We start from the raw sequence: 7,852 nt of genomic DNA, 5'->3' as shown, positions 1-7,852 counted from the left end.
TGGCCCCGCGTGGCGACTCGCGGCTCCGCGGGGGTCTGGGCGATGCACTCGGGGGGGAGGACGTAGGTGAAGTCGCCGGGCCTCAAGGATGCAACGGCTCAGCGGGGGAGACCGGCTGCCCTCAGGTACTGGAAGAGCTCTCCCTCCGGGGAGAGGACCAGGACGTCCTTGTCCTTGAAGGCCCGGGAGTAGACGTCGAGGCTCCGGGTGAAGGCGTAGAACTCCCGGTCCCGGTTGAAGGCCTGGGCGTAGATGCGGGTCGCGGCGGCGTCCCCCTCGCCCCGGGTGCCCTGGGCCTCGCGGTACGCCTCGGCCAGGATGATGGCGACCTCCTTGTCTGCCTGGGACCGGACCTGGCGCGCCACCTCTTCGCCCTCGGACCGGTACAGGTGGGCCTGCCGGGTGCGTTCGGCCTTCATCCGGGCGTAGACCGCCCGTTCGTTGGCCTCGGGCAGGTCGGCCCGCTTGATGCGCACGTCCACCACCTCGATCCCGAACTGCCGGGCCGACTCCGCGGTGCGCCGGGTGACGTCGGCCATGATCTGGGGCCGGCTGGTGGCCACGATGTCGATCAGGTCGTAGCGCCCCAGCTGCTCGCGCACCTGGGAGTAGATGATGTCGTCCAGGCGTGCCTGGGCGCCCATCTCGTCCCGCACGGTCTGGTAGAAGGTCAGGGGGTCGGAGATGCGCCACCGGGCGTAGTTGTCGACCTTGAGGTTCTTCTTGTCCCGGGTGATGAGCTCGCGGGCCGTCGCGTCGTACTCCAGGTAGCGCGAATCGTAGGTGATCACGTTCTGGACGAAGGGGAGCTTGAAGTGGAGTCCCGGTCCCTTCACGCCGCCCACGGGCTTTCCGAGCTGCACGACGAGGGCGGTCTGGGTCTCGTCGACGATGAAGAAAACGTTGCCAAGGGCCAGGGCGGCCACGACGACGGCGATGCCGAGAATTTTCAAGGGCTTGGTGCTCATCTCACTTCACCTCCCTGGGCGCGAAGGCATCCAGCGGGAGCACCGGGAGGACCCCGCTGCCTCCCTTGCCATCGGCCATCACGATCTTGGCCTTGGAGAGCACGTCGCCCATGGCATCCAGGTACAGGCGCCTTCTCGTGACCTCCTTGGCCTGCTCGTACTCCTTGAGCAGGGCTTCGAACCGGGCGGCGTCGCCCTCGGCCGTGGCGACCTTTGTGGCCCGGTAGGCCAGGGCCTGGTTGAGGCGCTCGGCCGCCTCTCCCCGGGACTTGGGGAGGATGTCGTTGGCGTAGGCCTCGGCCTCGTTGCGGAGGCGCTCCCGGTCCTCCCGGGCGCTGGCCACGTCGCGGAAGGAGTCGATGACCTGGTCGGGGGGGTAGACGTCTTGCAGCCTCACGAAATCGATCTGGATCCCTCCCTCGTAGATGTTGAGCGTGTTCTGCAGGAGGTCGCCGGACTCGATCTGGATCTTCTCCCGCTGCTCGGTGAGCACGTCGTCCACCAGGTTTCGTCCCACGATCTCGCGCATGGAAGCCTCGGCGGCGGCCCGCACGGCCCCGTCGGGGTCGCGCACCCGAAAGAGGAACTGCTGCGCGTCCCGCACCCGGTACTGCACGATGAACTCACAGGAGACGATGTTCTCGTCCCCGGTGAGCATGAGAGCCTCGGCCGGCACCCGCTGGAAGCGCGCCGGGGGGCCGGAAGCCACGGTGCGAAAGCCCACCTCCACACGGCGCACCTGGGTCACCTTGGGCGTGAGCACGCTCTCCACGGGGTAGGGCACGTGCCAGTGGGGCCCGGGCGCGGTGGTGCGGGAATACTTGCCGAAGCGCTTCACCACGCCCACTTCGTCGGGGTTGACGATGTAAATGCCCGTGGCGGCCCAGACCAGCAGGGCCACCAGGATCACGATGCCCACGAGTCCGCCCGGGACCGCGCCCGAGAACCGCCCCTGGAAGCGCCCCTTGAGCTCCTCGAGAATCTCCAGGGGGTCCCGCGGTCCCCCTCCCCCCCCGAATCCGCCACCGCCTTCCTTCCAGGACATCGATACCTCCACTCCGCTAAGGTCTGCTGCGATCTCGCGCCACCCTACCGGCCCGCCGCCGGGGCGTCAACGGCTTTCGGAAGCCGCCCCTCGGCCCAGACCACCAGCGCCCCGCTCGCCAGGATGAGCCCGCCGCCCAGGAGCGAGTGCGGAGCGAGGCGTTCCCCCAGCACCAGGGCGGCGAGGCCCACGGCGAGCAGCGGTTCCAGGTACCCGAGGATGGCCGCCGTCTGGGCCCGCACCCGTCGGAGCCCCGCCAGGTACAGGAGCGCCGCCCCGGTGGCGTGCACCACGCCGAGCAGCACCAACGCGCCCAGGACCACGGGCTCCCGGGGCAGGCCGAGCAGGAGCAGGCCGGGCAGGACCACCAGGGCGACGACCCCGTTCTGGACGAAGAGCAGGGGCAGGGCCGCCACCCGCAGGCACAGCGCCCGGGCCACCACGATGAGCACCGCGTAGGCCAATCCGCTCGCGGTGCCCAGCAAGAGCCCCTGGAGGTGGCGGTCCTCCCAGGACCAGTGAATGCCGGGCAGCAGGAGCACCATGCCCGCGCCCGCCAGGAGGAGCGACACGGGGGTCACCGGCAGCACCCGCTCCCCCAGGGCCAGGGGAGCGATCAGGGCCACGAACACGGGGGCCGTGTAGTGGGTGAGCACCGCGTTGGCCACGGTAGTGCGCTCGTACGCCGTGAGGAAGCAGACGTGGTTGGCCAGAAAGAGCAGCCCCATGAGGACCAGGGGCAGGCGGTAGGTGCGGGGCCACAGGGCCGCCGGCGCGCCCCCCCAGCCGACCCAGAGCGCGGCCGCGGCGGCGGCGGCCACGAGCCCGACGTACCCCGTGAGCGCCCACGGAGGAACCGGGAGCCAGCGCACCGCGAGGCCCCAGCTCGACCACACGGCCATCGCCGCCCCGATCTGGAGGGGCCCCGCGTGCCTCACGAGCCCCCGCCGGCCAGGGCTTTGAGGCGCTTGAGATCTTCCCAGGCCTGGCGCTTGGCCGCGGGGTTTCGCAGGAGATAGGCGGGGTGAAAGGTGGGCACGACGGGTATGCCCCGGACACGGTGCACCCTTCCCCGGAGCCGGGAGATGGGCGTGTCCGCCCCCAGGAGGTTCTGGGCCGCGCAAGCCCCCAGGGCGCACACGGCCGCCGGCCCGATGGCCTCGAGCTGCCGCCACAGGAAGGGCAGGCAGGTCTGGGCCTCGTCCGGCAGGGGCGTGCGGTTGCCCGGGGGCCGGCACTTCACCACGTTGGCGATGTATGCCCGGCTGCGGTCGAGCCCGATGGCGCCGAGCATGCGGTCCAGAAGCTTGCCGGCCCGGCCCACGAAGGGTTCCCCCCGGCGGTCCTCCTCTTCCCCGGGGCCCTCCCCCACGAAGACCAGCCGGGCCCCGGGGCTGCCCACCCCGAACACCAGATGGGTCCGCCCCTGGGCGAGGCGGCAGCGCCGGCAGTCTCCCAGGTCGTCGCGCACCGCCCGCAGCGCCCCCTCCCCATCCCTGCCGCCCGCGGTCCGAGCCTCTGAAAGGGCGCCGGATGGGACCTCGCCGGCCGGCGCCGGCCGGAGGTCCCGGGCCGCCGGAGCTGCCGCCGCGGTTCCCGGCACGATCCACGCCCCCGACGCGTGCGCGAAGCGCAGGGCTGCCTCGAGGGAGCGTTGAAGTTCCGCCGCGGAGGAGGGGGGCTTCGACATGGGCCTTGCATTCTAGGGGAGCGCGCCCCTACCCTTCAAGCGGGGGTTCGCCCCCCCTGCCCCCGTTGCGACGGAGACCCGGTGACCCAGCCGCCCCCCCCTCCCAGGACCACCGGCCGGTGGGTCGCGGCCTCTCTCGCCCTGGCCTACATGGGGGCGATCTTCGCCCTCTCCCACACGGCGCGCCCGCCGCTGCCCGACTTTCTCCGGGGCTGGTCCGACAAGCTCCTCCACGCCCTGGAGTATGCGCCCCTTGCCTTCCTCTGGGGCTGGGCCTTCTCCGGGCCGCCCCGGCGCCGCGCGCTGCTCGGCTGGGCCGTCGCCGGCCTCTTCGGCCTCACCGACGAGCTCCACCAGTGGTTCGTTCCGGAACGCCACGCGAGCGCCCTCGACTGGCTCGCCGACCTCGCGGGGGCCGCCGCGGGGTCCGCCCTGTTGGCCTGGGTCCTGGGGAAGCGGGAACGACACGACACCTGCTCCTGATATGGCGCCGAGCGCTTCGCGGAACCACGCACACCCTCTTCGTCCGGAGCGCGGTTTCCCTCCTTTCGCCGCCCTCCGGCCCTTTTTTGTCTGCCTCCGCGGCCACTGCGGGAACTTTCGCGTGGTCCGGGTCCCCTCACGTCGGCACTGCCGCCGAACCCGCTTCGCCCAAGCCCCCCTCATTGCCGCCCCGCCCGCGCCCCACTGCGGGCGGCACTCGGCATCTTCCCGCTCCAGCCCACCGCAGGAAATGCCCTTTCGTCCCCCGGTGCGCGCCGCCGGCGGGCGTGCATCCAAACGGGCTGCCGGAGGACTTCCCGTCCCTCTTGCGTCCGCCCCCCACGATCAGGTACATATACCCCCTACCAGTACATGCGGAGGACGCCATGCCTCTCTGCGGACACGACCACACCCCGCTCATCCACCGCATCAACCGGATCGAAGGGCAGGTGAAGGGCCTGCGGAAGATGGTGGAAGACGACCGCGACTGCTTCGACGTGCTCAAGCAGGTCGCGGCGGTCACCGGGGCCATCCGGTCCCTGGGTATGGTCATCCTGGAGGAACACCTGAAGGGGTGCGTCGCGGGCGCCCCGCGGGAGGGGCAGCCGGTGGACCGCGAAGGGCTCATCCGGCAGGTAGTGGATCTCTTCAACAAGTTCGGCTGAGAGAGGGGGTGGGGATGATCGGTCGGTTCTCCCAGGGGGACGTCTATCGGGAGCTCGTGCGCTCCGGGGACTTCGTGCGCGTGGTCGCGGCGGGCGCTCTGGCGGCAATCAGCTTCCTGTGGGACCTGGGGGGCGAGGCCTCCCGGATCGGCACGGGGCTGGCCCTGGCCTCCGTGGCACTGAACGGCGTGCCGATCGTGTGGGGCGCCCTGCAGGGGCTCTGGCAGCGGCGGGTCAACGTCGACGAGCTCGTGGCCATCGCCATCGTCGCCTGTTTGATCGAGGGAGAGTTTCTCACGGCCGCGGTCGTGAGCTTCGTGATGGTCCTGGGATCCCTGGTCGAGGAGGCCACCACGGCGTCGGCCCGCAACGCCATCCGTTCCCTCATGGAGCTCTCGCCCGAGACGGCCGTGCTCCTGGTGGAGGGCGAAGCGCGCTCGGTGCCGGTCTCCCAGGTCCGGGTGGGGGATCGCCTCCGGGTGCGGCCGGGGGAGCGCATCCCGGTGGACGCCCGGGTCTGCCTCGGCGTGACCGCCGTCGACGAGTCGTCGGTGACGGGCGAGCCCCTGCCCCGGGAGCGCTCCCCGGGAGACGAGGTCTACGCCGGCACCCTCAACCAGACCGGGGTGATCGAGCTCGAGGCGAGCCGTGTCGGACAGGACACGACCCTGGGCAAAGTGATCCGCCTGGTGTCCGAGGCCGAAGCCCACAAGCCCGAGGCGGTCCGGATCATCGACCGCTACGCCCGCTGGTTCACCCCCGCCATCCTCGCCTGCGCGGCGGTGGCCTGGGCGGTGACGGGGGAGGTTTCCCGGGGAATCACCGTGCTCATCGTCGGCTGTCCCTGCGCGCTGATCCTGGCCGCCCCGACGGCCATCGTGGCGAGCCTCGGTCGGGCGGCGCGGGCCGGCATTCTGGTGAAGGGGGGGCAGTTCCTGGAGGAGGTGGGCCGCGCCGCGGCCGTGCTCTTCGACAAGACGGGCACGCTGACCCAGGGCCGTCCACGGCTGGCCCTGGTAGTCGCGACACAAGGCGTGGACGCCGGCGAGGTCGTGCGCCTGGCCGCCTGCGTCGAGCAGCACAGCACCCACCCCCTGGCCCGGGCGCTCGTGGCAGCCGCCGCGGAGAAGGGGCTCGCCCTGTGCCCCGCGGACGAGTCGGCAACCGAGATCGGCGTGGGGGTGCGCGGCCGGGTGGAGGGACGCTGGGTCGAGGTCCTGGGCGCCGAGCGGGCCGCAGCGCTCCCCCCCGAGCTCGAGGCGCCCCTGGTCCGGTTGCGGGACGAGGGCGCCACCGTGCTCGCCGTCCTGCGCGACGGCATGCCCCTGGGGCTTCTGGCCGTGGCCGACCCGATCCGCCCCGAGGCCGTGGCGACGGTGGCGAAGCTTCGGGCCCTGGGCTTCGGCCACGTGGGCATCCTCTCGGGCGACCACGAGAGGTCCGCCCGGCTCGTGGCGGACTTCGTCGGGGTGACCGACGCGTGGTCGGGACTCAAACCCCAGGACAAGCTCGCGCTCACCCGGGACGTGCAGGAGCGCTTCGGGCCGGTCGTCTTCGTGGGCGACGGGATCAACGATGCGCCGGCCCTGGCCGCGGCCAACGTGGGGGTCGCCATGGGGGCGGCGGGCACCCACGTTGCCCTGGAGACTGCGGACATCGCGCTCATGAACGACGACCTCGCCCGCCTGCCCTTCCTGGTAGAATTGAGCCGCGCCACGCGCCGGCGCATCCGCTGGAACATTGCCGTCGGCATGGGGTTCAACGCCTTCGCGGTCCTGGCCGGCGGCGCCGGCGTCTTCGACCCGATCGCCGGCGCACTGGTGCACAACCTCGGCTCGGTGCTCGTCGTGATCTCCTCCGCGAGCCTGGCGTTCACCCCGGTCCCCCGCCCGGAGGGCGCGCCCGCGGCGCGCATCCACGAACCCGGAGCAACCGATTCCCCGCCTGCCCGGTAAGCAGCGGGCAAAGGAGGTCCCTGCCATGAAGCTCCGCTGCTGCGCCTCGCGACTCCTGGTGCTCGTCTGGCTCCTCGCCCCGCTGCCGGCCCTGGCCGCTCCCGGCCCGGGGACGTACGAGGCCCTCGCGACGTTCCATGGCCACACCTGCGGCGGGTCGATTCTCGGGGCGCGCATGGGGGCTGCCGCGAAGGCGGCCCTGGGGGACAGTGCGACGATGGGCAAGGTCCGCGCCGTCTACTACGCCACGGCCTGCCCGCTCGACGGCATCCAGGTGACCACCGGGTGCACCCTCGGCAACGGCACCATCGAGGTGAAGGACGAGAAGGAAATGAAGCTGCGGCTCACCGTGGACGGGCTGCCCGGGTTGGTCGAGGCCAGGCCGACGGACGCGGCGCTGGCGCTCGGCAAGGAGTCCAAGGACCTGGCCAAGAAGGCGAGGGAGCTCCCCCAGGGATCGCCGCAGCGGGTAACGCTGGAGGCACGGGTGGCGGAGATCTTCGCCGAGCTCAAGGCCGCGCCCGATGCAGAGGTGGTGCAGACGATCCTCATTCGGTAGGAGAGACGGCGATGACGTTGCGCATCCGCTCGCGCCCGGCCTTCCTCTTCGAGGCGCTGCTCCTTTTCCTGGCCCTCTTCGGCGGGTTCCAGCAATGCCTCGGAGGCGAAGAGGAAGAAGGCTGCGCCCAGCCCGTGCCCGAGGACCAGGCAACCATCCTCTCCGGGGCGACGGTCTGGTCGGGGGAGATCCGGCTGGAGGGCACGGTGGTCGTGGCCGGGGGCGCCACCCTGACGGTGCGGCCGGGCACCCGGGTGCACTTCGCGCTGCCCGAACCGCGGGCGGATGCCGACCCCCCTCCCTGGCTCCTCGTGCTCGGGAAGCTCGAGGCACAGGGGACGGCCGAGCAACCCGTCGTGTTTTCGCCCGAACACCCACGGGTAAACGGCACCGAGAACATGGTGGAGGGACGGGACGGAGCGGAGCTGCGGCTCGCCCACAGCCGCGTTGATCGCGGGCCGGGGGCGCTGCACCTGCACCCCACCCC

9 protein-coding genes are annotated in these 7,852 nt (G+C 71.8%); 5 read left to right on the top strand and 4 right to left on the bottom strand.

The annotated features are described in order from the left end of the window. Nucleotides 1-98: 98 nt before the first annotated feature. From hflC to AB1578_20135, 4 genes are read right to left on the bottom strand one after another with little or no spacing between them, the layout of a single operon-like run. Entirely contained in the window at nt 99-968 is an 870-nt protein-coding gene (gene hflC, locus AB1578_20150) for a protease modulator HflC (GenBank protein ID MEW6490206.1), read from the bottom strand. 1 nt (nt 969) lies between these two features. After that, nucleotides 970-2,013: an FtsH protease activity modulator HflK gene (hflK, locus tag AB1578_20145; protein MEW6490205.1), complete on the bottom strand. Its 1,044-nt coding sequence runs from the start codon at nt 2,011-2,013 to the stop codon at nt 970-972. A 44-nt stretch (nt 2,014-2,057) separates the two neighbouring features. Continuing rightward, complete coding sequence (locus AB1578_20140; protein ID MEW6490204.1) at nt 2,058-2,951, bottom strand: DMT family transporter; 894 nt, start codon at nt 2,949-2,951, stop codon at nt 2,058-2,060. Continuing rightward, the gene (locus AB1578_20135; GenBank protein ID MEW6490203.1) at nt 2,948-3,703 is read right to left on the bottom strand and encodes a uracil-DNA glycosylase; all 756 of its coding nucleotides are present in this window, start codon (nt 3,701-3,703) and stop codon (nt 2,948-2,950) included. The genes AB1578_20140 and AB1578_20135 overlap by 4 nt, the downstream gene beginning before the upstream one ends. Nucleotides 3,704-3,784: 81 nt before the next feature. On the opposite strand from AB1578_20135, the gene AB1578_20130 reads away from it, so the two are divergent. From AB1578_20130 to AB1578_20110, 5 genes are all read left to right on the top strand, one after another. Beyond that, nucleotides 3,785-4,186, top strand: a complete 402-nt coding sequence (locus AB1578_20130; protein ID MEW6490202.1) for a VanZ family protein — start codon at nt 3,785-3,787, stop codon at nt 4,184-4,186. A gap of 386 nt (nt 4,187-4,572) precedes the next feature. After that, nucleotides 4,573-4,851 carry a metal-sensitive transcriptional regulator gene (locus AB1578_20125; GenBank protein MEW6490201.1) on the top strand — a complete coding sequence of 93 codons (279 nt, stop codon included), beginning with the start codon at nt 4,573-4,575 and terminating at the stop codon, nt 4,849-4,851. Between the two features lie 14 nt (nt 4,852-4,865). After that, nucleotides 4,866-6,806 carry a cation-translocating P-type ATPase gene (locus AB1578_20120; protein MEW6490200.1) on the top strand — a complete coding sequence of 647 codons (1,941 nt, stop codon included), beginning with the start codon at nt 4,866-4,868 and terminating at the stop codon, nt 6,804-6,806. 25 nt (nt 6,807-6,831) lie between these two features. Next, complete coding sequence (locus tag AB1578_20115) at nt 6,832-7,365, top strand: formylmethanofuran dehydrogenase subunit E family protein (GenBank protein ID MEW6490199.1); 534 nt, start codon at nt 6,832-6,834, stop codon at nt 7,363-7,365. Nucleotides 7,366-7,376: 11 nt separating this feature from the next. Beyond that, on the top strand, nt 7,377-7,852 hold a 476-nt coding region (locus AB1578_20110; protein ID MEW6490198.1), incomplete at its 3' end, for a hypothetical protein.

The sequence above is a fragment of the Thermodesulfobacteriota bacterium genome, assembly GCA_040756475.1.
Classification (GTDB): Bacteria; Desulfobacterota; Deferrisomatia; order Deferrisomatales; family JACRMM01; genus JBFLZB01.
The sequence above is the reverse complement of the archived record's forward strand: the minus strand, read 5'-3'. Positions and strand labels throughout refer to the sequence as shown.

Coding starts and splice junctions, on each gene's coding strand:
- hflC (MEW6490206.1), bottom strand. CDS start 968: ATGAGCACCAAGCCCTTGAAAATTCTCGGCATCGCCGTCGTCGTGGCC.
- hflK (MEW6490205.1), bottom strand. CDS start 2,013: ATGTCCTGGAAGGAAGGCGGTGGCGGATTCGGGGGGGGAGGGGGACCG.
- AB1578_20135 (MEW6490203.1), bottom strand. CDS start 3,703: ATGTCGAAGCCCCCCTCCTCCGCGGCGGAACTTCAACGCTCCCTCGAG.
- AB1578_20125 (MEW6490201.1), top strand. CDS start 4,573: ATGCCTCTCTGCGGACACGACCACACCCCGCTCATCCACCGCATCAAC.
- AB1578_20120 (MEW6490200.1), top strand. CDS start 4,866: ATGATCGGTCGGTTCTCCCAGGGGGACGTCTATCGGGAGCTCGTGCGC.
- AB1578_20115 (MEW6490199.1), top strand. CDS start 6,832: ATGAAGCTCCGCTGCTGCGCCTCGCGACTCCTGGTGCTCGTCTGGCTC.